The 21,898-nt window shown below is 68.2% G+C and carries 18 protein-coding genes; 8 read left to right on the top strand and 10 right to left on the bottom strand.

All coding sequences use genetic code 11. The features are described 5' to 3' along the window. Positions 1-6 precede the first annotated feature (6 nt). Together mfd and ACE3PU_RS07170 are read right to left on the bottom strand one after the other, a co-directional pair. Positions 7-3,456, bottom strand: a complete 3,450-nt coding sequence (gene mfd / locus ACE3PU_RS07175) for a transcription-repair coupling factor (protein WP_374388134.1) — start codon at positions 3,454-3,456, stop codon at positions 7-9. Then, positions 3,456-3,749, bottom strand: coding sequence for a succinate dehydrogenase assembly factor 2 (locus ACE3PU_RS07170; protein WP_374388132.1), 294 nt, complete (start codon positions 3,747-3,749; stop codon positions 3,456-3,458). The genes mfd and ACE3PU_RS07170 overlap by 1 nt, the downstream gene beginning before the upstream one ends. Before the next feature lie 180 nt (positions 3,750-3,929). Here ACE3PU_RS07170 and recG point away from each other — a divergent pair, with 180 nt between their 5' ends. The 3 genes from recG to ACE3PU_RS07155 are packed head-to-tail and all read left to right on the top strand — an operon-like array spanning position 3,930 to position 8,116. Beyond that, positions 3,930-6,029, top strand: coding sequence for an ATP-dependent DNA helicase RecG (gene recG, locus ACE3PU_RS07165; RefSeq protein WP_374388130.1), 2,100 nt, complete (start codon positions 3,930-3,932; stop codon positions 6,027-6,029). A 12-nt stretch (positions 6,030-6,041) separates the two neighbouring features. Further along, positions 6,042-7,337 (top strand): nicotinate phosphoribosyltransferase, encoded by a 1,296-nt coding sequence (gene pncB, locus ACE3PU_RS07160; RefSeq protein WP_374388128.1) that lies wholly within the window; start codon positions 6,042-6,044, stop codon positions 7,335-7,337. 38 nt (positions 7,338-7,375) lie between these two features. Then, the gene (locus ACE3PU_RS07155; RefSeq protein ID WP_374388126.1) at positions 7,376-8,116 is read left to right on the top strand and encodes a polysaccharide deacetylase family protein; all 741 of its coding nucleotides are present in this window, start codon (positions 7,376-7,378) and stop codon (positions 8,114-8,116) included. On the opposite strand, the gene ACE3PU_RS07150 is transcribed toward ACE3PU_RS07155, so the two are convergent. Continuing rightward, complete coding sequence (locus tag ACE3PU_RS07150) at positions 8,113-9,027, bottom strand: hypothetical protein (protein ID WP_374388124.1); 915 nt, start codon at positions 9,025-9,027, stop codon at positions 8,113-8,115. The genes ACE3PU_RS07155 and ACE3PU_RS07150 overlap by 4 nt on opposite strands. Before the next feature lie 97 nt (positions 9,028-9,124). Between ACE3PU_RS07150 and ACE3PU_RS07145 the strand changes: the two genes are divergently transcribed. Together ACE3PU_RS07145 and ACE3PU_RS07140 are read left to right on the top strand one after the other, a co-directional pair. Then, the gene (locus tag ACE3PU_RS07145) at positions 9,125-9,583 is read left to right on the top strand and encodes a RidA family protein (protein WP_374388122.1); all 459 of its coding nucleotides are present in this window, start codon (positions 9,125-9,127) and stop codon (positions 9,581-9,583) included. Next, a complete protein-coding gene (locus ACE3PU_RS07140) occupies positions 9,580-10,734 on the top strand; it encodes a GNAT family N-acetyltransferase (RefSeq protein ID WP_374388120.1) in 1,155 nt (384 codons plus the stop codon). The genes ACE3PU_RS07145 and ACE3PU_RS07140 overlap by 4 nt, the downstream gene beginning before the upstream one ends. Here ACE3PU_RS07140 and ACE3PU_RS07135 read toward each other — a convergent pair. The 4 genes from ACE3PU_RS07135 to ACE3PU_RS07120 all read right to left on the bottom strand — a co-directional run bounded on the left by ACE3PU_RS07135 (position 10,731) and on the right by ACE3PU_RS07120 (position 16,000). Next, positions 10,731-12,422, bottom strand: a complete 1,692-nt coding sequence (locus ACE3PU_RS07135) for a methyltransferase domain-containing protein (protein ID WP_374388118.1) — start codon at positions 12,420-12,422, stop codon at positions 10,731-10,733. The genes ACE3PU_RS07140 and ACE3PU_RS07135 overlap by 4 nt on opposite strands. A 269-nt stretch (positions 12,423-12,691) precedes the next feature. Beyond that, positions 12,692-14,998 (bottom strand): ATP-dependent Clp protease ATP-binding subunit ClpA, encoded by a 2,307-nt coding sequence (gene clpA, locus ACE3PU_RS07130; RefSeq protein WP_374388116.1) that lies wholly within the window; start codon positions 14,996-14,998, stop codon positions 12,692-12,694. A gap of 12 nt (positions 14,999-15,010) precedes the next feature. Next, entirely contained in the window at positions 15,011-15,340 is a 330-nt protein-coding gene (gene clpS, locus ACE3PU_RS07125; RefSeq protein WP_201097917.1) for an ATP-dependent Clp protease adapter ClpS, read from the bottom strand. A 168-nt stretch (positions 15,341-15,508) separates the two neighbouring features. After that, entirely contained in the window at positions 15,509-16,000 is a 492-nt protein-coding gene (locus ACE3PU_RS07120; protein WP_374388113.1) for a phasin family protein, read from the bottom strand. A 262-nt stretch (positions 16,001-16,262) separates the two neighbouring features. Between ACE3PU_RS07120 and ACE3PU_RS07115 the strand changes: the two genes are divergently transcribed. Then, positions 16,263-17,636: an SPOR domain-containing protein gene (locus ACE3PU_RS07115; protein ID WP_374388111.1), complete on the top strand. Its 1,374-nt coding sequence runs from the start codon at positions 16,263-16,265 to the stop codon at positions 17,634-17,636. A 14-nt stretch (positions 17,637-17,650) separates the two neighbouring features. On the opposite strand, the gene ACE3PU_RS07110 is transcribed toward ACE3PU_RS07115, so the two are convergent. After that, positions 17,651-18,868: an ectonucleotide pyrophosphatase/phosphodiesterase gene (locus tag ACE3PU_RS07110; RefSeq protein ID WP_374388109.1), complete on the bottom strand. Its 1,218-nt coding sequence runs from the start codon at positions 18,866-18,868 to the stop codon at positions 17,651-17,653. A gap of 78 nt (positions 18,869-18,946) precedes the next feature. On the opposite strand from ACE3PU_RS07110, the gene ACE3PU_RS07105 reads away from it, so the two are divergent. Together ACE3PU_RS07105 and ACE3PU_RS07100 are read left to right on the top strand one after the other, a co-directional pair. Then, positions 18,947-19,858, top strand: a complete 912-nt coding sequence (locus tag ACE3PU_RS07105; protein ID WP_374388107.1) for an ABC transporter ATP-binding protein — start codon at positions 18,947-18,949, stop codon at positions 19,856-19,858. After that, a complete protein-coding gene (locus ACE3PU_RS07100) occupies positions 19,848-20,708 on the top strand; it encodes an ABC transporter permease subunit (protein ID WP_374388105.1) in 861 nt (286 codons plus the stop codon). Before ACE3PU_RS07105 ends, ACE3PU_RS07100 begins: the two co-directional genes overlap by 11 nt. Positions 20,709-20,841: 133 nt before the next feature. Here the strand turns inward: ACE3PU_RS07100 and ACE3PU_RS07095 are convergent, their stop codons facing one another. Both ACE3PU_RS07095 and rplQ read right to left on the bottom strand, forming a co-directional pair. Beyond that, positions 20,842-21,300: a GNAT family N-acetyltransferase gene (locus ACE3PU_RS07095; protein ID WP_374388103.1), complete on the bottom strand. Its 459-nt coding sequence runs from the start codon at positions 21,298-21,300 to the stop codon at positions 20,842-20,844. Between the two features lie 92 nt (positions 21,301-21,392). Beyond that, positions 21,393-21,809 carry a 50S ribosomal protein L17 gene (gene rplQ, locus ACE3PU_RS07090; RefSeq protein WP_374388101.1) on the bottom strand — a complete coding sequence of 139 codons (417 nt, stop codon included), beginning with the start codon at positions 21,807-21,809 and terminating at the stop codon, positions 21,393-21,395. Positions 21,810-21,898: the final 89 nt, after the last annotated feature.

Genomic DNA, 21,898 nt, shown 5'->3' with positions numbered 1-21,898 from the left:
TAGGCTTCAGGCGCCCGCGACCCGCGCCAGGTCGGCGGTGATGCGCTCCGCCGCCTTCAGCCGCGCCTCGGCCGTCGGCCAGTCGCCGGAAATGACGACCTTCTGATCGGGCCGTATCTTCCAGAAGGCGTGGTTCTTCTGGATCAGCCCCACCAGCCCCGCCGGATTGGGGAAGCTGTTGTCGCGCAGCGTCAGAACCGCGCCACGAGGCCCGATGTCGATCTTCTCGATGCAGGCCTTGCGACAGTTGGCCTTGATCCCGACGATCTTCAGCAGCTGCTGAGCCTCATCGGGCAGAGGGCCGAACCGGTCGATGAGTTCCGCAGCCAGGGCTTCGCGGTCCTCGCTCTGTTCGGCGTCCGACAACCGGCGATATAGGCTCAGACGAACGTTCAGGTCGGGAACGTAATCCTCTGGGATCAGGACGGAAGCGCCGACATTGATCGAGGGCGACCAGCCGCGATCGACCGCTCCGCCCTCGCCCTTCTCGCGCAGCTCCGCGACCGCATCCTCCAGCATTTGCTGATACAGCTCGACGCCGACTTCGCGGATATGACCCGACTGTTCGTCGCCCAGCAGATTGCCGCCGCCGCGCTGGTCCAGGTCGTGGCTGGCCAGCTGGAAACCGGCGCCCAGATTGTCCAGCGACTGCAGCACCTGCAACCGCCGCTCGGCCGACAGGGTCATCGGCTTGATCGCATCGGTGGTCAGATAGGCGAAGGCTCGGGCCTTCGAACGGCCGACCCGGCCCCGGATCTGATAAAGCTGCGCCAGGCCGAACATGTCGGCGCGGTGGACGATCAGGGTGTTGGCGGTCGGGATGTCCAGCCCGCTTTCCACGATGGTCGTGGAGACCAGGACGTCATACTCGCCGTCGTAGAAGGCGCTCATCACCTCTTCCAGCTGGGTCGCGCTCATCTGGCCGTGCCCCACGACGAACTTCACCTCAGGCGCCTGCTCGCGCAGGAACTTCTCGATGTCCGGCAGGTCCTTCAGCCGCGGCGCGACATAGTAGGCCTGGCCGCCGCGATACTTCTCGCGCAGCAGCGCCTCGCGCACCAGCACCGGGTCCCAGGGCGTCACATAGGTCCGCACCGCCAGGCGATCGACCGGCGGGGTGGCGATGATCGACATTTCGCGAATGCCCGACAGCGCCATCTGCAGCGTGCGCGGGATCGGCGTGGCGGTCAGGGTCAGCAGGTGGACGTCGGCGCGCAGCGTCTTCAGCTTCTCCTTGTGCTTGACGCCGAAGTGCTGCTCCTCGTCGACAATGACCAGGCCCAGGTCGCGGAAACCGACCTGTTCCGACAGCACCGCATGGGTGCCGACGACGATCTCGACCGAGCCGTCCTTCAGCCCCGCCCGCGTCTCCGCCGCCTCCTTGGCCCCCACCATCCGCGACAGCTGACGCACCTTCACAGGCCAGCCGGCGAAGCGTTCGGTGAAGGTCTTGTAGTGTTGCCGCGCCAACAGGGTGGTCGGCGCGACGACCGCCACCTGCTGTCCCGTCATCGCCACCACAAAGGCGGCCCGCAGCGCCACCTCGGTCTTGCCGAAGCCGACGTCGCCGCAGATCAGGCGGTCCATCGGCACGCCCTTGCCGAGATCTTCGAGCACGTCGCCGATGGCGTTCAGTTGGTCGTCCGTTTCCTCATAGGGGAAGCGGGCGCAGAATTCGGCGAACAGGCCCGACGGCGGAACCACGGCCTCGGTCTCGCGCAGCGCGCGCTTGGCCGCCAGGGCGATCAGCCCCTCGGCCATGGCGCGCAGGCGTTCCTTGGCCTTGGCCTTCCTCGCCTGCCAGCCCGCGCCGCCCAGCCGGTCCAGCTGAACCCCGTCAGCGTCCGTGCCATAGCGGGTCAGAAGGTCAATGTTTTCAACCGGCAGGTAAAGCTTGCTTTCACCGGCGTACACCAGCTCCAGGCAGTCGTGCGGCGCCTCCTGGATGTCCAGCGTCTTCAGGCCCTCGTACCGCCCGATGCCATGATCCAGGTGCACGACCAGATCGCCGGTCGTCAGCGCCGAAGCCTCCGCCAGGAAGTTGGACGCCCGACGCTTCTTGCGCGGCCGCGCCAGCCGATCTCCCAGAATATCGGTCTCGGAGATCACCGCGACGTCGTCGGTGACGAAGCCATGCTCGATCGGCAGCACGCCCCGCAGATACAGCTCCTTCGGCGCAGCCTGGACGTCGGTCCAGTCGCGCACCGCGACGATGTGGTCCAGGCCGTGGTCCGCCAGCATGGTGGCCAAGCGCTCGGAAGAGCCCTCGGTCCAGGAGGCGAACAGCACCCGCTTGCCGTCGGCCTTCAACGCCGCGGCATGGGCCGCGACCGCCTCGAACAGGTTGACGCTGTCCTGCGCCCGCTCGGCCGCAAAGGTCCGGCCCAACCGACCGCCGGCGTCCTCTCCGCCCCCCGAGAAGGGCGTGAACCGCCGCACGGCGCGGCCCGCCAGCGCCTGGTTCCAGTCGCCGGCGTCGAGATAGAGCGACTTTGGCGGCAGGGCGCGGTTGGCGATCGCATGGCCCTTGGCCTTGGCCGCCTCGGCTCGCGCGTCATAGGCGTCGGCGATCAGGTCCCAGCGCTCGCCCCTGGCCGTCTCGACCTGATTGTCCAGGAAGACCTGCGCCTGATCCGGCAGATAGTCGAACAGGGTGTCCAGCGTCTCGTAGAACAGCGGCAGCCACTGCTCCATGCCCTGTCGCCGCGCGCCCTCGCTGATGGTGGCGTAGAGGGGGTCGTCGCCTGGCGTGCCGAACAGGTTCAGATAGCCGGTGCGGAAACGAGAGATAGCCGCCTTGTCCAGCAGGGCCTCGGACACGGGGGCCAAGGACACCGTCGTCATCTGCCCGGTCGACCGTTGCGTCTCCGGATCGAAGGTCCGGATCGATTCCAGCTCGGACCCGAACATGTCCAGACGGACCGGCTCCTCGAAGCCCGGCGGATAGACGTCCACCACCCCGCCCCGCACCGCGAACTCGCCGCGCTCGGACACGGTCGAGGCGCGGACATAGCCGTTGGCTGCGAAGTACCGCTCCAGCGCCTGGATATCGAGATCGCGCCCGACCTTGGTTTCGAACCCGGCCGCCGTGGTCACGGACTTCGGCGGCGTCCGCTGCATCGCGGCCGAGATGGTGGTGACCACCAGAATGGGCGCATCATCGGCCGTGCGCTGCGCCAGCCTCGTCAGCGTCGCCATACGCTGGGCTGCGACGCCGGCGGTCGGACTGAGCCGGTCATAGGGCAGGCAGTCCCATGCCGGATATTCCAGAACTTCAATGTCCTTGGAGAAGAACTGGAACGCCTGGACGAACCCGCCGGACCGCTGGAAATCCCGCGCGACGAAGAGCGCCACGCCCCCCGCCGCCTTCAGCCGTTCGGCGACGACCAGGGCGTCCAGCCCTTCCGGCGCGCCGCCCAGATCGGCGTCCGTCCTGTGCTCCACCTTGGCGTCCATCAGCCGATGCCCCTTCCGACCTCGGCGGCCACATGTGCGCGCATGAAGGCCCGCACCTGCGCCATCACCGGCGTCTCGAACTCTGGCGGGGTCGGATCACGCTCGATGATCCAGCCGTAGAGCCACTGGTCTTCCTCGTTGAGAAGCGCTTCGAACTGGTCGAGCTCGGCGTCGGTCAGCCCCGGCGCCACCTGATCCGCGAACGGGCCCAGCACCATGTCCGCCTCGCGGAAGCCGCGCCGCCAGGCGCGGAACTGGATGCGGCCCAGCCGCAGCTTGCGGTCCGGAGTCATTTCACGGTCGGCGCACGAGTCGATTTCGGCCACAAGAATCCTTGCCCGTTGAACTGCCAAGGTGCGCTCAAGCAGCGGCCGCCGCGCGGCGAGCGTTGGCGCACCAAGAATGGAAGAAGCGCAGATAGCGTTCCTGACGCCGCTTCGCCACCCGTCATGGTCACGCTATGTTCCCGGGCGATGCGTCCGCAGATTCTCTTTCCCCTGTTCGCCGAGGCCTCCAGCCTGAAGGGCGTGGGCCCGCGCGTCCTGCCTCTGGTGCAACGCGTCGCGGGCCCTCTGGTGCGCGACCTGGTGTTCCTGAGCCCCTCGGGCGTGATCGTGCGCCGCCCGATGCAGGCCGCCAGCGCCACGGACGGCGACGTCGGAATATTCGAGGTCGTCATCGACCGCCTGTTTCCGCCCGGCCGGCCCGGCGCCCCGTTGAAGGTGCGGGCCAGCGATGCGACCGGCTTCGTGCATCTGGTCTGGTTCGGCGGATCGCCCCAGCACATCGACCGCCTTCTGCCGCGCGGCGAGACCCGGCTGGTCTCGGGCAAGGTCGAGCGCTTCAACGGCGAGGTCCAGATCGTTCATCCGGACATCGTCACGGTCGAGAAGGCCGCCGACATCCCGTCCTGCGAACCTGTCTATCCGGCGACGCAGGGCCTGACATCGCGCCAGTTGCGCAAGCTAGTGCAGGCCGCCCTGGCCGCCGCTCCGGACCTGCCCGAATGGCAGGACGCGGCCTGGCTGAAGAAGCAGGGTTGGCCGGCCTGGCGCGCCGCCGTCGACGCCCTGCACGCGCCGACCGGAGAGATCGACCTGTCGCCGGACGCGCCGGCCCGGCAACGCCTGGCCTATGACGAATTCCTGGCCCACCAGCTGGCGCTGTCCCGACGCCGCCGCGCCCGCCAGATCGCGCCGGCGGCCGTCATCACCCCCGGCGCGGCCTCCGATCAGCTGCTGGCCGCCCTGCCCTTCCAGCTGACCGACGCCCAGGCGCAGGCCTTGGCCGAGATCCGCCGCGACCTGGCGTCCGGCCAGCAGATGGGGCGGCTGCTGCAGGGCGACGTCGGCTCGGGCAAGACGGCGGTCGCGGCCCTCGCCCTGGCCGACGCCGCATCCAGCGGCTTTCAGGCGGCCCTGATGGCGCCCACCGAAATCCTGGCGCGGCAGCATTTCGAGAAGCTGGGTCCGCTGCTGGCCTCCGCCGGCGTCCGGGCCGTCCTGCTGACCGGCCGCGATACGAACGGCCAGCGGCGCGAGAAACTGGCCGCACTCGCCTCCGCCCCCGGACCGGGGCAGGCTCATGTCGCCATAGGCACCCACGCCCTGTTCCAGGACGCCGTGCGCTTTGACCGCCTCGCCCTCGCCGTCATCGACGAGCAGCACCGCTTCGGCGTCGGTGAACGCCAGCGGCTTCAGGCCAAGGGGGATCCGCGCCTGGGCGCCGTCCATCTGCTGACCATGTCGGCAACCCCCATCCCCCGCACCTTGGAGCTGACGCAATATGGCGAGCTCGAAGTCAGCCGGCTGATGGAGAAGCCGCCGGGCCGCACGCCGGTGACCACCGCCGTTCTGCCCCTGGCCCGCATCGGCGAGGTCGCCGCGCGCCTGAAATCCGCCGTCGAGAGCGGCGCTCAAGCGTACTGGATCTGCCCGCTGGTCGCTGAATCCGAAGCAGTCGACCTGGCCGCCGCCGTCGAACGCGCCGACGACCTGCGCCGCCTGCTCGGCGTTGAGGTAGGCCTCGCCCATGGGCAGATGCCCGGCGCCGAGCGCGAGGCGGTGATGGCCGACTTCGCCGACGGCCGCCTTCCGGTGCTGGTCGCCACGACGGTCGTGGAGGTAGGCGTGGATGTGCCCAACGCCTCCATCATGGTCATCGAACACGCCGATCGCTTCGGCCTGGCCCAATTGCACCAGCTCAGGGGCCGGGTGGGTCGGGGAAGCAAGGCGAGTTCCTGCATCCTGCTTTACGGCGGCCAGGACGGCGCCCTCGGAGAGACGGCCAAGGAGCGGCTGGACACCCTGCGCCGGACCGAGGACGGCTTCGTCATCGCCGAGGAGGATTTCCGCCTGCGCGGCGGCGGGGATCCCCTGGGCCTGAAACAGAGCGGCTTTCCCGCCTATCGTTTCGCCGATCCGATCCGACACCGGACCCTGATGCTGGCCGCCGCCGACGATGCGCGCCTGATCATGAACCGCGACCCGGACCTGACCACCGATCGCGGCCAGGCGATCCAGGTGTTGGAAGAACTGTTCGACTGGAAGGGCCACAAGTCCGGTTCGGACTGATAGGCTGCGCGGATGGACCTCGCAAAACGCGCCTACGACCACGGCTTTCGCCTGGACCCGATCGTCCGCAGCCTGCTGGACACGGACTTTTACAAGCTGCTGATGCTGCAGCTGATCTGGCGCGAGCACCGGGACACGCCCGTGACCTTCCAGGTCATCAATCGCACGCGCTCGGTCCGCCTTGCCGAAGAGATCGACATCGCGGCCTTGCGCGACCAGTTGGACCATGCCCGCACCCTGCGCTTCACCAACAAGGAGTTGGTCTGGCTGGCCGGCAACAGCTTCTATGGCGTCAAGCAAATCTTCTCGCCCGACTTCATGGCCTGGCTGGCCGACTACCGCCTGCCCGACTATGAGCTGAGCGTGCAGGATGGGCAGTATGTGCTGACCTTCTCCGGCGCCTGGGCCGAGGTGACCCTGTGGGAAATCCCCGCCCTTTCGATCCTCAACGAGCTGCGCTGTCGTACGGGCCTGAGGCGGTTGGGCCGCTTCGAGCTGGACATCCTCTATTCGCGCGCCAAGACGCGGCTCTGGTCCAAGCTGGAACGGCTGCGCGCCCTGCCCGATCTGGCCCTGTCGGACTTCGGCACGCGCCGCCGCCACGGCTTCCTTTGGCAGCGCTGGTGCATCCAGGCGCTGAAGGAAGGGTTGGGCCGGTCCTTCATCGGCACCTCGAACGTGCTTCACGCCATGGAGAACGACCTGGAGGCCATCGGCACGAACGGGCACGAACTTCCGATGGTGCTGGGCGCCCTGGCTCCGGACGATGCGGCGCTCGCAGCGGTCCCCTATGCGGTGCTGGACGAATGGCGGCGGCATTATGCGGGCAATCTGCGGATCGTGCTGCCGGACGCATTCGGCACGGAGGCCTTCCTGGACAGGGCGCCGGACTGGGTCGCCGACTGGACCGGCTTTCGTCCCGACTCCGCACCACCCATCGAGGCTGGTGAGCGGCTGATCGCCTGGTGGAAGGAACGGGGCCGGGATCCCGCGAAGAAGCTGCTGATCTTCTCGGACGGCATGGATGTCGACTCGATCGAGCAGGCCTACGCCCGCTTCCACGGCCGCGCGCGGCTCAGCTTCGGCTGGGGCACCAATCTGACCAACGACTTCCGCGACTGCTCGCCGGCCCAGGCGCCCGAGCTCGAGCCGATCTCCCTCGTCTGCAAGGTGGTCGAGGCCGGCGGGCGCCCCGCCGTCAAGCTGTCGGACAATCCAGAAAAGGCGGTCGGCGATCCCGAGGAAATCGAGCGCTATCGACGCGTGTTCGGCGTGCGCGGCGTCGTCGCCCAGCCCGTCCGCGTCTGAAACCGCGCCTTAAGCCGTCCCATGACACAAGTGCGGGCATGAGCGCCCTCTTCGACAAGATGCGCCGGCGCGCCGGCCGCTATCTCGACGTCCGCCCCGTGACGATCGACCCGCCGCGCGGCGTGCTGAGCCTGTCGTTCGACGACATTCCCCGATCCGCCTGGACCGAGGCCGGACCGATCCTGGCCGAACATGGCGTCAAGGCGACCTACTATGTCTGCGGCGGCCTGTCGGGCGGCCGCAACCTGGATCTGCCTCAGTTCGAGGTCGAGGATCTTCAGGCGCTGCACGCCGCCGGGCACGAGGTCGGCTGTCACACCTATGAGCATGTCTCGACCCTGACCCTTTCGCCGAAGGGACTGGACGCCAGCCTGGCCCGCAACGCCGCTTGGGTCGCCGAACGTCTGGACGGTCACCAGATGCGCACCTTCGCCTATCCGTTCGGCGATTGCGCCCTGGGCGCCAAGGCCGTGATCGACCGCCGATTCCTGTGCGGGCGCGGCGTGCGCGACGGGATCAACAGCGGCCGCGCCGACCGCAACCTGCTCCAGGCCATTGGTCTCGAGAGCCGTCGCCTGCCCGGCTACGACCTGGAGAAACTGGTTCACGACACGGCTGAGGCGAAGGGCTGGCTGATCGCCTACGGTCACGACGTGAGCGACAGCCCCACCCCGTATGGCTGTCGGCCCGAGGACATCGATCGGCTGATCCGCCTAGCCAAGACCGCAGGGCTGGACATCCGGCCGGTTGGGGCGGCGTGGGAGCAGGCGGCGCGTTAGGCGCCCTGGACCTTCCGCCGATCCGCCCAGGCGATCAGTTCCTTCCGCGGCCAGACCATCAGCCAGGAGCGGGCCGTGTACTCGCCGCTGTCGATCAGCGCCTTGCGGCTGGCCGAGGCCGTTCCCGCCCGCAAGGTGTGAATCTCCCCCGGGCCCTGGTGCACCATGAAGGCGCCGCCCTTCAGCGGATTGAGCCGCAGATGCGCCAGTCGCGGGCTGATCTCGGTCAGCGGCGGATCGTAGAACCAGCTGGAGCCGATCATGCCGGCCAGCTCCGGCCGGCCACGGCAGATTTCCGCCGCTGTCGCCCAGGCCTCGTTCCAGCCGTCTTCGTTGAAGCCGCGTAGCCACCGGCTCTCGGTGTGCACCTCCAGCCAGGGCTCCTTCTTCGCCCCGGCGGCCAGATAGCGAAACAGCGGCCCAACGCCCCGGCCGTCCAGCGCGTGCTTGACGATCTGCTTGGGGCCCAAGGGCGAACTCATGTCGATCACCTGGCTCTTCGCGCCCGGCACGCTCAGCGCCAGGGTGAAGCGCACGTCCTTGGACCAGTGGTCGAAGTCATAGGGCCCCTCGGCCTTGCTGAGGAAGCTCGCCAGTTGCTCCACCCAGTAGGGATAAAGCGCCATCACCTCGGCCGGCAGGTTCAGCGCCGCCGCCCGCTCTCCCAGGCCCAGCGCCCAGGTGGCGACCAGGCCGCGCCGGACATCGTCGGACGCCTCAGGTCCCAAGAGCTGATCGACGGCCTTGGCCGGCATCTCGAAATCCCAGTGAGGCGCGGCGCGGGCGGCCTCGGCGGCGGCAGGGACGGCGGCGGCGTCAACCCGCGCCCGATTTTCTGGCGAAAGCTGCGCGAGCACGCTCTGGAACGCGACGACGTCGGGGGTCAGGTGCATGTCCATGGCTGTCAGCATGGCACGGCGGAGTTGGCGAACGCTTAAAGGGCTCCGAAGCGGGTGACGCGGCCCTTGCCCCGCGCTAGACCGCCGCCCAAATCAGAGGAGCACACCCATGACCATCGACGCCCGTATCGCCGAACTCGGCATCACCCTGCCGGAGCCCGCCAAGGCCGTGGCCAACTACGTGCCCTTCGTCCAGACGGGCGCCCTGGTCCACATCTCCGGCCAGCTTTCGAACGACGCCTCGGGCGGCGTGAAGGGCACGGTCGGCGTGGACGTGACGCCGGAACAGGCCAACGCCGCCGCCCGCCTGTGCGGGATCAACCTGCTGGCCCAGATCAAGGCCGCCTGCGAGGGCGACCTGTCGCGCGTTGTCCGCGTGGTCAAGCTGGGCGGCTTCGTCCAGGCTGGCCCGGACTTCGAGGCCATCCCCGCCGTCATCAACGGCTGCTCGGACCTGATGGTCGAGGTCTTCGGCGACGCCGGCCGCCACGCCCGCTCGGCCGTCGGCGTCTACAAGCTGCCGCTCGGCTTCGCCGTCGAGGTCGACGCCATCGTGGAGATCCGTTGAGCTTCCAGATCACGGTTCACGACGGGATCGCCGACATCGGCCAGGCCGCGTGGGACGCCTGCGCGGACCCCAGCGGCGATCCCTTTGTCTCCTACGCCTTTTTGCACGCCTGCGAAGCGTCGGGCAGCGCGACCCCGCCGCAGGGCTGGGCGCCGCGCCACCTGGCCCTGCGTGACGAAGACGACGCCGTCCTCGGCGTCATGCCCCTCTATCTGAAGGGCCACAGCCAGGGCGAATACGTCTTCGACCACAGCTGGGCCGACGCGTATGAGCGCGCCGGCGGCCGCTACTACCCCAAACTCCTCGGCGCCGTGCCCTTCACCCCGGCGACCGGCCCGCGCTTCCTCAACCACCCCGACGCCGATCGCGCCACGGTCCGTCAGGCCCTGATCCAGGGCGCGGTGACCCTGACCGAGCGGTTGGGGGTCTCGTCGCTGCACGTCAACTTCCCGACCGAGACCGACTGGCGAGCCATGGCCGACGCCGGCCTGCTGCCTCGGCGGGACATGCAGTTCATCTGGCGCAACGACGGCTACCAGAGCTTTGACGACTTCCTGGCGGCGCTGTCGTCCAATCGGCGCAAGACCATCCGGCGCGAACGACGCGACGCCCAGGCTGGGCTCGACATCCGCGTCCTGACCGACGCCGACCTCAACGCGGACGCCTGGGACGCCTTCTTCGCCTTCTACATGGACACAGGCAGTCGCAAGTGGGGCCGCCCCTACCTGACGCGCGACTTCTTCACGCGGGTCGGCCAGACCATGGCTGACCGGATCGCCCTGGTGATGGCCTTCCGCGACGGAACGCCCATCGCCGGCGCCCTGAACTTCATCGGACGCGATGCGCTGTACGGCCGTCAGTGGGGAACGCTGGAAGACGTGCCCTTCCTGCATTTCGAGCTCTGCTACTACCAGGCCGTCGACTTCGCGATTTCGCGCGGCCTGTCCCGCGTCGAGGCCGGCGCCCAGGGCGAGCACAAGATCGCGCGCGGCTACCTGCCCTCCCCGGTCTATTCGTCCCACTTCATCGCCGATCCAGCGCTGAGGGAGCCGGTGGCCGACTATCTCAGGCGCGAAGGCCAGGCGGTGGAGGCGGAGATCGTCGCCCTGACCGAGGATCAGTCGCCGTTCCGCCGTGAGCCGCTCGCCTAGGACTGCGCCCAGAACTGGTACATGCCCGCGAACAGGGTGGGATGGCGCTGTTCCAGACGGTCCCACAAGGCCAAGTCCAGGGAATCCGCCGCTCCGAACGTTTCCCGGAAGCGCGCGGCGGCCTCCGGCGGCGCCTCGAAGCCGATCAGCCGCAGGCCGGCAGAAGCGAGCAATTCGCCCAGCCCAAGCGGCGTGTAGCGATGCTCATGCACGTGAAAGACCAGATCCCGGCATCCGCTGAGGCTGTAGAAGTCGTCGCTGTACCGCAGCCCGGCCAGCGGCGCAGTCTCCGGCAGCGCCAGGACATGCGCCCGGAAGGCCCGGATGTCCTCCGGAACCGCCCGCCAGCCCTTCTCGCGGATCAGGGTGTGAGCCAGCTTCACCAGATCCCGCGCGCGATCACTGTAAAGCGCCAGTCTCAGCACGCCCCCGGGCCGCAGCACGCCGACCAGACGCGACAGGCCCGCCGCCGGCTCCGCCATGTGATGGATCACGCCGGTGCTGACGACGACGTCGAACCGCGCGTCGATCCGGTCCAACGCCAGAATGTCGCCTTGCGCGAACCGCACGCGGTCCAGCCCCTGGTCCGCCGCCACGCGGGCGCCGTAAGCCAGGCTGGCGCGGCTCAGGTCCATCGCCGTGATGTCCAGCGTCGGGTCCATCCGGGCCAGGTCGATGGGCTCGAACCCCGTGCCGCAGCCGGCGACCAGCACCCGCCGCCAGGCGTCGCCGAAGGCTCGCCGGTCCAGACCGGGTTGAGCCTTGATCCCGGCGCGAAGCGGACGGGGCGCCGGTGCGGGCGGCATGGTCCAGCGCGGATAGGGATTGGCCTCGTACTGCGCCCGCACCTCGGCGGACAGTGTGTCTTCAGACGGGGGCGTCAGTCTCTCGAGGGTGGGGCCCAGCGACCGCTCCAGCGCGGGCTCGTCCACGGTGCGGCGCACCAGCAAGGCGGCCAGGGGGCCGGCGTCACGAATCGCGGCGGCTTCCGCCGGACTCAGAGGGCGGAACATCGCGGCGGCCAATCCCGTCGCATCCTCGGCGCCAGGCGGAGGAACGGCGACGTATTCCACCGCGAATCCGGCCAGGCCCAGGGCGCAGGCCAGGGCGTGCGTCGCGCCGCCTTCCTGCGCCTCTTCGCGGGCCCACACCGCCGCGCGCAGGACGTTCAGGCGCTGCTCCATCTCTGGATCGACATTGAGGCATTGCGTCAGGAAGGCCCGCCACAGCGGGTCCTCGCCCATCGCCGTCAACGCCGGGACGGCGTCGTCGAACGACGGATATTTCAGCAGAAGGGTCCGCGCCGTCACGCGCGCCAGACTCTGAGCCGTCACGGCGGGCGAAGCCAGACAAGCCCGCAGATCGGCGTCCAGCCGGGCATGCCAGGCGTCCGGCCACAGCGCGGCCAGAAGCCGCGCCAGCGCGGGCGCCAGCCTGTCGACCTCCGGGCCGTAGCCCCCCGCCAGCTCCAGCGCCCGGCTCAGCAGGTGCGCCGCCGCGCCCGGGTCGCCATGATCGGCCAGGAACAGCCCCATCGCCCCGGTTGCGGCCGGATGGTCTGGCGTCAGGCGCAGCGCGGCCTTCAGCCCCGCGAACGCGCCATGCAGGTCGCCGGCCGCCAGCTGTCGCTCGGCCGCAGCCGTCAGGGCGTCGGCGTCGGCCGATTGGTCGAGGGCTTGCGGCGTCATCGCCCCACTATGCCGCGCCGGCGCCGGCCTGTCAGCGTGGCGGCATCAGCCAGGCGGCCAGGTTCGTCATGTACTGCCGTGTCTGCCGCAGCCCTTCCGGATCGTCGATCATGCGGCGGCCCGGCGGCTCGCCAGACGCGAGAACCGGCCGATGCGCCAGTCGTCCTCGATCGGCGGGATCGTCGTCTGCAGCAGAATCCGGGTCATTGCGTCCGCCCTCCCGACGCAAGAAGGCCCGGGCGTCTCCGCCCGGGCCCCGAACCGGCCGATCAGGCCGTCTCTTCTTCCTCTTCCGACCGGGCCGGCGTCCCCGAAGGACCGGCGATGTCGAAATCGATCTTGCCGTCCTTCAGCTGCACCTTCACGTGCCCGCCGCGCGTCAGACGCCCGAACAGGATGTCGTCGGCCAACGGCTTCTTGATCGAGTCCTGGATGACCCGCGCCAGGGGGCGCGCGCCGTACAGTTCGTCGAAGCCGTTCTTGGCCAGCCAGTCGGCCGCCTCGTCGGTCAGCTCGATGGTGATGTTGCGGTCCGCCAGCTGGGCTTCCAGTTGGAGGATGAACTTGGTCACCACCGACCGGATCGTCTCGGCGCCCAGCGGCTTGAAGGCCACGATGGCGTCCAGGCGGTTGCGGAACTCCGGCGCGAACAGGCGCTGGATGGCCTTGTCGTCCTCGCCCTCGACCTTGCCCCGACCAAAGCCGATGGAGGCGCGGGCGTTGTCGGCGGCCCCGGCGTTGGTCGTCATGATCAGGATGACGTTCCTGAAGTCGACCTTCTTGCCGACCGCGTCGGTCAGCATGCCGTTGTCCATCACCTGCAGCAGGATGTTGTAGACGTCGGGGTGCGCCTTCTCGATCTCGTCCAGCAGGATGACCGCATGCGGATGCTGGTCGACGGCGTCGGTCAGCAAGCCGCCCTGGTCGTGCCCGACGTAGCCCGGAGGCGCGCCGATCAGTCGGCTGACGGTGTGGCGCTCCATGTATTCCGACATGTCGAACCGCTGCATCTCGATGCCCAGAGTGGCCGCCAGTTGCTTGGCCACCTCGGTCTTGCCGACGCCGGTCGGGCCGCTGAACAGGAAGCTGCCGATGGGCTTGTTCGGATCTCGCAGACCCGCCCGCGCCAGCTTCATCGCGGCCGAGACCTGCTCGATCGCCTGCTCCTGGCCGAAGACCACGCGGGTCAGGTCGGTCTGCAGCTCCTTCAGGCTCTCGGTGTCGGACTTCGAGACCGACTTGGCCGGAATGCGCGCCATCTTGGCGATGACCGCTTCCACTTCCTTCTGGCCGATGACCTTCTTGCGCTTGGATTCGACCACCAGCATCTGCGACGCCCCGGCCTCGTCGATCACGTCGATCGCCTTGTCCGGCAGCTTGCGGTCGGTCATGTACCGGGCCGACAGCTCGACCGCGGTGCGGATCGCGCTATCGGTGTAGCGGACCTTGTGGTGCTGCTCGTAATAGGTCTTCAGACCCTTCAGGATCTTCACCGAATCCTCGACCGTCGGCTCATTGACGTCGATCTTCTGGAAGCGACGCACCAGGGCGCGGTCCTTCTCGAAGTGCTGGCGATATTCCTTGTAGGTCGTCGATCCCATGCACCGCAGCGAACCCGAAGCCAGGGCGGGCTTCAGCAGGTTCGACGCATCCATCGCCCCGCCCGAGGTCGCGCCCGCGCCGATCACCGTGTGGATCTCGTCGATGAACAGCACGGCGTTGTCGTGGTTCTCCAGCTCCTTGACCACCTGCTTCAGGCGCTCTTCGAAGTCGCCGCGATAACGGGTGCCGGCCAGCAGCGCGCCCATGTCCAGCGAATAGATGGTGGCGTCCTTCAGGACGTCCGGCACCTCGCCATTGACGATCTTGCGGGCCAGGCCCTCGGCGATGGCGGTCTTGCCGACGCCGGGGTCGCCAACCAGCAGCGGATTGTTCTTGGTCCGACGGCACAGGATCTGGATTGAGCGTTCGACCTCGGCCTGGCGGCCGATCAGCGGGTCGACCTTGCCCTGGCGCGACTTCTCGTTGAGGTCGACGCAATAGGCTTCCAGCGCCTCGCCACCCGACTTGACGGCCGAGGCGTCCTCGGCCTCCTCGGGCGAGGCGCCCTTGGCGGGACGGGTTTCGCCCGCGCCGGCCTTCTTGGCGATGCCGTGGGCGATGAAGTTGACCGCGTCGTACCGCGTCATGTCCTGCTCCTGCAGGAAATAGGCGGCATGGCTTTCACGCTCGGAGAAGATGGCGACCAACACGTTCGCGCCTGTCACCTCCTCGCGGCCCGAGGACTGGACGTGAATGACGGCGCGCTGGATCACACGCTGGAAGCCGGCGGTCGGCTTGGCCTCGTCGCCGTCGGCCGTGGCCAGCGCCGCCAGGTCGTTGTCGACATAGAGTGTCAGCGCCGTCTTCAGCGCGGTCAGCTCGACATTGCAGGCGCGCATGACCGCCGAGGCGTCGGGGTCGTCCGTCAGCGCCATCAACAGGTGTTCGAGCGTCGCGTATTCATGCCGCCGCTCGTTGGCGTAGGCCACCGCGCGGTGGAGGGTTTCTTCGAGAGGACGGGAAAATGAAGGCATCGGAGGCTCCTCTCAGTCCTTTTCCATGGTGCATTGCAGCGGGTGCTGGTGGCGGCGCGCCGTCTCGATGACCTGCGCGACCTTTGTCTCGGCGACTTCGTAGGTGAAGACGCCGCACACGCCGACGCCATGCTGGTGCACATGCAGCATGATGCGGGTGGCTTCCTCGCGGCTCTTCTGGAAGAACCGCTCCAGCACATAGACGACGAATTCCATCGGCGAATAATCGTCGTTCAGGATCAGCACCCGATAGAGCGAGGGCTTCTGAAGTTTCGGCTTTGTTTCGGTTACCGTGGCGGTTCCTTGACCGCCGCCGGTTTCACCGGGCCTTTGTATGGGCATTCGTGTTCCGTAATCGGGGAGTCGTCTTGGCTCTCAGATAGGGAATGATGGCCTGAATTGAAGCGGCGTCCAGTCACGGATTGCGTGAGCGACGAACAGGGCTGCCCAAACAAGAAAGGCCCCGGAGCGAACTCCGGGGCCCTTTGATATTCAAAAACGGCGTTCAGATCAGCGCGCGGCCTGGAAGGTTTCGACCGAAGCGGTGACCCGCTCGTTGATCGGCTTGAAGCTGTCCTTGACCGTGGCGGTGACGATCTCGTTCGTCTTGGCCAGTTCGGCGACGTAACGCTCCATCGACTTCTTGGCCCAGTTGGTCTGCAGCTCGAAGAGCTCCTGCGCCGAACGCGCGCCCGACAGTTCCTTGCTGGCGGCGACTGTGTCTTCCCAGGACGCCTTGGCGAAGCCGAGCGCCTGTTGCGACAGGGCTTCGGCGCCCTTCTGGGCGACCGTGGCCGACTCGACCATGGCGTCCAGGTTCTTCTTGCCGTGCGCGTTCAGTTCGCTCATCGAGGCGACCGACTTGTTGATGCCTTCGCGGAACGCCTGGGCGCCGGCGGCCTGGAAGGTTTCGGCCTGAGCCTTGGCCTTTGCGGCGGCCGAGGCCGCGGCGGCGGTCGCCTGGTCAGCGGTCTTCTTCACGGTTTCGGCGCTGTCGGCCATGATGTCTCTCCGGAAAGATGGCCCGCAGGGACGGGCTGTGCGGAAGCTTGATGCCCGCCATCATGCTGCAAGTGCGAACACAGGTCAATGACGGATTGTGCACTGCACAATGTGATCAGCGATAACCGTTCATTAGACCGCCCGCCCTTCAAATTCCCGTTGACGGTCGGTTAACCACCATGAAACCCCGGACGCCTATGCTAGCGTTCGACCGCGTCGGCTGGGGGCCTGCCGCAACCCTGCTTACCGAGGGCGTATGCTTATGATCGAAGTTCTCCGCCGCAGCCTCCTTGCCGTCCTTGCCCTGACGGTTCTCTGGCTTGGCGCGGTACAGCCGTCTGTCGCACAGGAAAACGTCCGTTACGCCGCCATCGTCGTCGACGCGGAGACCGGCGAAGTCCTGTTCGCGCGTCACGCCGATAGCCGCCGCTATCCGGCCTCGCTGACCAAGATGATGACGCTGTATCTGACCTTCGAGGCGTTGAACGAGGGCCGCGTCCACCTGACGGACGTCCTGACCGTCTCCCCCCGCGCCGCCTCCCAGCCGCCGTCGAAACTGGGGCTGGCGGCCGGCCAGACCATCACCCTGGACAACGCCATGCGCGCCACCGCTGTGCGGTCGGCGAACGACATGGCCGTGGCGATCGCCGAGCACATCGGCGGCTCCGAGGCCCGTTTCACCAACCTGATGACGCTGAAGGCCGAGCAACTGGGCATGACCCAGACCCGCTACGCCACCGCCAACGGTCTGCCCGATGCGCGCCAGCTGACCTCGGCCCGGGACCAGGCGATCCTGGCGCGCGCCATCATGCGCGACTTCCCCCAGTACTACAGGTATTTCGGCCTGCATGACTGGGCCTATAACGGCCGCGACTACCGCAACACGAACGGCCTGCTGGCGACCGGCCGCGGCTACGACGGCATGAAGACGGGCTACACCAACGCCTCGGGCTACAACCTTGCGGCCTCGGCCGTGCGCGACGGCAAGCGGCTGATCACCATCGTCCTTGGCGGCCGGTCCACCGCCAGCCGTAACGCCCACGTCGCCGAACTGATGGACACCGGCTTTGAGGTCGAGCGCCGTCGCGCCCAGGGCGAGTCGATCCAGGTCGCTCAGACCTTCTTCGAACAGCGGGGATTTGGCGTCGGGAACGACCTTTCACCCGCCGCCCCCGTCGCCTACGCGGCCTTGAATGAGGACGCGGACATCGGCGCCGAAGCGACCGAGGTCGCCTACACCTCCGCCCCGGCGCCGGCCGCCCTGCCGACCCGGGTGGCCCCCGCGCCGTCAGAACGCGCCGCCGCCGCTCGGCCGCAGACCCTGACCGCCGCCCTGAACGCCACCGCCGGAACCCGCCTGTCGGCCCCGCCGCCCGCGCGAGAGCCTGCCCGGGCTGCGTCGGGAGGCTGGGCGGTTCAGGTCGGCGCTTTTCGCGAGGAAAAGATCGCTAATGACTGGCTGACCGAGGTCAATCGCCGTTTCCGCGCCCATTTCAGCAGCGCCGAGCGCAATGTCCAGGCCGCCGGCGAGTGGTATCGCGCCCGCTTCACCGGCCTGACCGAAGTGGCCGCCAAGGCCGCCTGCGACACCTTGGCCGAGCGTCGCGTGACCTGCATGGTCATTCGTCCCGGCTGAGGCCAGGCGGCGGCCTAGCGCTGCGTGATCGCCAAAGTGTCCTGCGGCCGTCCATCGCCGACTGGAGCCTGGACGCCCAGCATGCGCGCCAGGAACGGTTGGACATCGACGCTGTCAAGATCGGTCAGTCGCCGCCCGGCCACCACGCCCGGTCCGTGCGCGATGAAGACCGCCCGCATCTCCGGGGCTTGATTGTCGTATCCGTGCGCGCCCCCGGCGCGGGTCAGGGGACGATCGCGCGTCACGGCCACCCAGCCTGTCTCGACCAAGCAGACGATGGCGGCGACACGCGGATTGGAGCCGTAGGCCAGCCGCGTCGGCACGTCCGCCTTGTTCCGGCATTCCATATGCGGGTGTTCGCCGACCAGCTTGGCCTGAACTTCGGCCTCGTGTCCCGGAGCGGGGTCGACGGTCAGAACGGCGCCGCTATACCCGATACGCAGTTGCTCGGGATCGATCAGGTCGTCGATCCAGACCACGCGTTCGGGCGAGGTCGCCGCCATACCATGGTCGGCGACGACCACCAGCAGGGTGCTGTCGGACAGCCCTCTGGACTTCAGACCCTCCACCAACCGTCCGATCGACGCGTCGACCGACGCGGCGGCCTCCAGCGTCTCCGGCGCGTCCGGGCCGTAACGGTGCCCTATCGTGTCGACGATGTCGAAATAGAGGGTTCCCAGCTGGGGGCGCTGGTCGACGGGCAGGTCCAACCAGGACAGAATCTGATCGACCCGCGCGTCGCCGGACATGGACTGGTCGAAGGCGAGCCACTGGCTGGGCCTGACGCCATGGATTTCGACCTCGGATCCCGGCCAGAACATCGTGCCTGTCTTCAGGCCCGCCTTCTCTGCGGTGACCCAGATCGGCTCGGCCTGGTCCCACCACGCGGTCTCCTTGCTCTGCATGGTGAAGGTCCCCAGCGTCGGGTCGAAGAAGCGGTTGGAGACGATGCCGTGATGATCGGGGTGCAGCCCCGTCACCAGCGTGTAGTGGTTGGGAAAAGTCACGCTGGGCCAGGACGGCCGCATCGGTCCATGGGCGCCCTCGGCCGCGAGACGATCCAGGACCGGCGTCGCGCCCCGGTTCAGATAGTCGTCCCGGAAGCCGTCGATGGAGATCAGGATGACGCGGTCGGGCCGATCGGCGCGGCTGCTTGGCGTCGGCGTCGTGGCGCAGGCGCCCAGGGTCAGGGCGACGGTCAGGGCGAGGATGGAGAAGGTCGGTTTGAACATGGCCGCATTGCCTAAACTTAATCCGCGACATCTCCACGACGGCTTGTGAGAACGTCGGTCTCGCGCCAAGCTTCGTTCATGGACACCGTGATCGAGACCCGCGCCCTGACGAAGGCCTATGGCGCGGTGAAGGCGCTGGACGGCCTGACGTTGTCGATCCCGCGCGGCGGCGTCTACGGCGTGCTGGGTCCGAACGGCGCGGGCAAGTCCACGCTGTTTCGCACCCTGCTCGGCCTGATCCGTCCGACCGAGGGCGAGGCGTCGGTCATGGGCGGCCGGATCGGCGATCCGGCGTCGATGCGTCGCATGGGCTCGATGATCGAAACGCCGCGCTTTCCGCCCTTCATGACCGCGCGCCAGGTCCTGGAATGGCTGGGGCGCGCGCACGGCGGCGTGGCCCGCACCGACATCGTCGCCTGGCTGGAGCGTGTCGGCCTGAGCGAAGCCGCCGACCGCAAGGTGCGCGGTTTCTCGGTCGGCATGTTGCAACGGCTCGGCGTGGCGGCGGCGCTGATGACCAAGCCAGACCTGGTGATTCTCGACGAGCCGACCAGCGGCATGGATCCCCCCGGCATCCAGCAGATGCGGGCGCTGATCCGCAGCTTGGCCGACCACGACGGCGTCACCGTCATCCTGGCCAGTCACCAGTTGCAGGAAGTACAGCGCGTCTGCGACCGCGTGGCCATCTTCAATCGCGGCCGGGTCGTCGCCGAGGGGCGCGTCTCCGACCTGACCGCTTCGGGCGAGCGCCTTCGTCTTTCTGCCACGCCGCTCGCCCGCGTCCTAACGGTTCTCGGCGATCGCGCCAGCCTGGACGGCGACGGCGTCCTGGCCGCCATCCCCAGACACGAAGGGCCAGCCGCGATCCGCGCCCTTGTCGAAGCGGGCGTCGAGATCGAGGAGGCGCGCTGGATCGGCGCCGACCTGGAGGCCGTGTTCATGACCGAGACCGGCTGGACCGGCGTAAAGGAGCGGCCCCATGTTGGCTGACGCCGTTCGGGCCGAATCGTATCGCCTGGCCCAAAACCGCACCGCCCTGTTCTGGAGCGTGCTGTTCGTCCCCCTGATCAGCCTGGCGCTGTCGACGGCGACCTTCGTCTTCACCAAGGCGAACGAGGCGGCGCTTGTCGGCAAGTTGCCGCCGGAACTCGCCGTCCGAGGGGGGCCGCTGAACCTCGGCGACGTCCTGATCGACAGCGTCGGCGACCTCGCCAATCCAGCGGTGTTGATGTTCGTGCTGATCGGCGCCGCGACGCTGTACGCCGGCGATTACCGCTGGGAGACCTGGCGGCTGATCAGCGCCCGCAACCGGCGCACCAACCTGGTGCTGGGCAAGGTGATCGTGGTCGCCGGCGTCATCCTCGCGGCGACCTTGGCGGTCTTCGTCGCCGACGTCGCCTCGGGCGGGATACGCGCGCTGGTCTTCAACCGGCCGCTGGCGTTCAGCGTCTCCGGCGAAGGCTGGGCGGACATCGGCCAGCTGGCCCTGCTGTCCTGGGCGCGGATTCTTCAGTTCACCATGATGGCCCTGTTGGCCGCGACCGTGACCCGGTCCCTGTTGGCCGCCCTGTTCGCGCCCCTGGTCATCGGCGTCGCCCAGTTCTTTCTGCCCCAACTGCTAGCCCAGATGGGCGTTTCACCCGACAGCTGGATCCCGCCGCTCGTCTCGCCCGGCTTCGCGACCGATTTGATCAAGACCGCGATCCAGGGCGGGCTTCCCGCCGCCAGCCTGCCCGACCAGGCGGTGACGCAGGGCGTCGTCAGCCTGCTGGCCTGGACCGCCCTGCCCTTCGCCGCGGCCGTCGCCTGGTTCAACCGCCAGGACCTGTCCAAGGAATAGGCGGCGGACTGCGCCGCCCTTCCGCAACCAGCCAGTCGCGAAACGCCTGCGTCGCGCCGGCCGGTCCCAAGGTCGCCTACGGCCTGTGCATCGTGATCATATGGGCGACGGCCCTGGGCGCCGTCCTGGCGGGTTAGAGGCGCTTCTCCATGAACACGTCCGCGCGCGCATACGGCGTCGGCCGCGGCGGCAGATGGACGAAGCCGGCGCTTTCGTACAGGGCGATGGCGGGCTTCAGCGCGCTGTTGGTCTCCAGATAAAGCCGCAAGGCCCCGGCCTGCCGCGCCGCGGCCTCGCAGGTCTCCAGAAGGCGACGGGCCAGCCCCAGCCCGCGAGCGGCGGGCGTGACGGTCATCTTCGACACCTCGAAGCCGTCTTCGATGCGGATCAGGGCGCAACAACCGAGGGCCTCGCCGTCCCGCTCGGCGATGAATATACGCCCGCCGCCGACCAGGAAGGCCCCGTGCGGATCGTCGATGGCCTTCAGATCCTTGGCTTCGATCTCGAAGCCGCCTTCCGCCAGCCAGGCGCGGTTCAGGCCGGCCCAGGCGGGCGCATGATCGGGACGAAAATCAACAATGGCGACGCTCATGCGCGCTTAATGGCGCACCCGTCGGCAAAGCAAAAGGGCGGCCGGATCACTCCGACCGCCCTTCCGGCGTTTTGATCTCGAGAGATCGATACCTAGTCTTCGGCTTCGTCGAACGACTGGACCGGACCGGAGTCCTTGCCCTTGGCTTCGACGTCGCGATCGACGAACTCGATCACGGCCATCGGCGCGTTGTCGCCGTGGCGGAACCCGGCCTTCATGATGCGGATGTAGCCGCCGTTACGTTCGGCGTAGCGCGGGCCGAGCGTTTCAAACAGCTTGCCGACTTGCGGCACGTCGCGGACGTGGCTGATGGCCTGACGACGGGCGTGCAGATCGCCCTTCTTGGCCAGGGTCACCAGCTTCTCGACGAAGGGGCGCAGTTCCTTGGCCTTGGGCAGGGTCGTGGTGATCTGCTCGTGCTTGATCAGCGACGCGGCCATGTTGGCGAACATCGCGGTGCGGTGGCTGGTCGTGCGACCGAGCTTACGATAGGCGGCGCCGTGGCGCATCGGGGTCTCTCCTACTCCGGTCCCGGTATCTCCTCGAGGGAGACCTAGGCCCGTATCCTTCTAACCGCCCCGACATTCTCCAAGGAGGA

It is taken from the genome of Brevundimonas sp., from assembly GCF_041911375.1.
Classification (GTDB): Bacteria; Pseudomonadota; Alphaproteobacteria; order Caulobacterales; family Caulobacteraceae; genus Brevundimonas.
Note: the sequence above shows the minus strand (reverse complement) of the source record. Positions and strands in the feature narration are given on the sequence as shown.

Coding starts and splice junctions, on each gene's coding strand:
- ACE3PU_RS07100 (WP_374388105.1), top strand. CDS start 19,848: ATGTTGGCTGACGCCGTTCGGGCCGAATCGTATCGCCTGGCCCAAAAC.
- rplQ (WP_374388101.1), bottom strand. CDS start 21,809: ATGCGCCACGGCGCCGCCTATCGTAAGCTCGGTCGCACGACCAGCCAC.
- ACE3PU_RS07150 (WP_374388124.1), bottom strand. CDS start 9,027: ATGCTGACAGCCATGGACATGCACCTGACCCCCGACGTCGTCGCGTTC.
- ACE3PU_RS07095 (WP_374388103.1), bottom strand. CDS start 21,300: ATGAGCGTCGCCATTGTTGATTTTCGTCCCGATCATGCGCCCGCCTGG.
- clpS (WP_201097917.1), bottom strand. CDS start 15,340: ATGCCCATACAAAGGCCCGGTGAAACCGGCGGCGGTCAAGGAACCGCC.
- ACE3PU_RS07135 (WP_374388118.1), bottom strand. CDS start 12,422: ATGACGCCGCAAGCCCTCGACCAATCGGCCGACGCCGACGCCCTGACG.
- ACE3PU_RS07155 (WP_374388126.1), top strand. CDS start 7,376: ATGAGCGCCCTCTTCGACAAGATGCGCCGGCGCGCCGGCCGCTATCTC.
- ACE3PU_RS07105 (WP_374388107.1), top strand. CDS start 18,947: ATGGACACCGTGATCGAGACCCGCGCCCTGACGAAGGCCTATGGCGCG.
- ACE3PU_RS07145 (WP_374388122.1), top strand. CDS start 9,125: ATGACCATCGACGCCCGTATCGCCGAACTCGGCATCACCCTGCCGGAG.
- ACE3PU_RS07115 (WP_374388111.1), top strand. CDS start 16,263: ATGATCGAAGTTCTCCGCCGCAGCCTCCTTGCCGTCCTTGCCCTGACG.
- ACE3PU_RS07170 (WP_374388132.1), bottom strand. CDS start 3,749: ATGACTCCGGACCGCAAGCTGCGGCTGGGCCGCATCCAGTTCCGCGCC.
- clpA (WP_374388116.1), bottom strand. CDS start 14,998: ATGCCTTCATTTTCCCGTCCTCTCGAAGAAACCCTCCACCGCGCGGTG.
- pncB (WP_374388128.1), top strand. CDS start 6,042: ATGGACCTCGCAAAACGCGCCTACGACCACGGCTTTCGCCTGGACCCG.
- ACE3PU_RS07120 (WP_374388113.1), bottom strand. CDS start 16,000: ATGGCCGACAGCGCCGAAACCGTGAAGAAGACCGCTGACCAGGCGACC.
- mfd (WP_374388134.1), bottom strand. CDS start 3,456: ATGGACGCCAAGGTGGAGCACAGGACGGACGCCGATCTGGGCGGCGCG.
- ACE3PU_RS07110 (WP_374388109.1), bottom strand. CDS start 18,868: ATGTTCAAACCGACCTTCTCCATCCTCGCCCTGACCGTCGCCCTGACC.
- recG (WP_374388130.1), top strand. CDS start 3,930: ATGCGTCCGCAGATTCTCTTTCCCCTGTTCGCCGAGGCCTCCAGCCTG.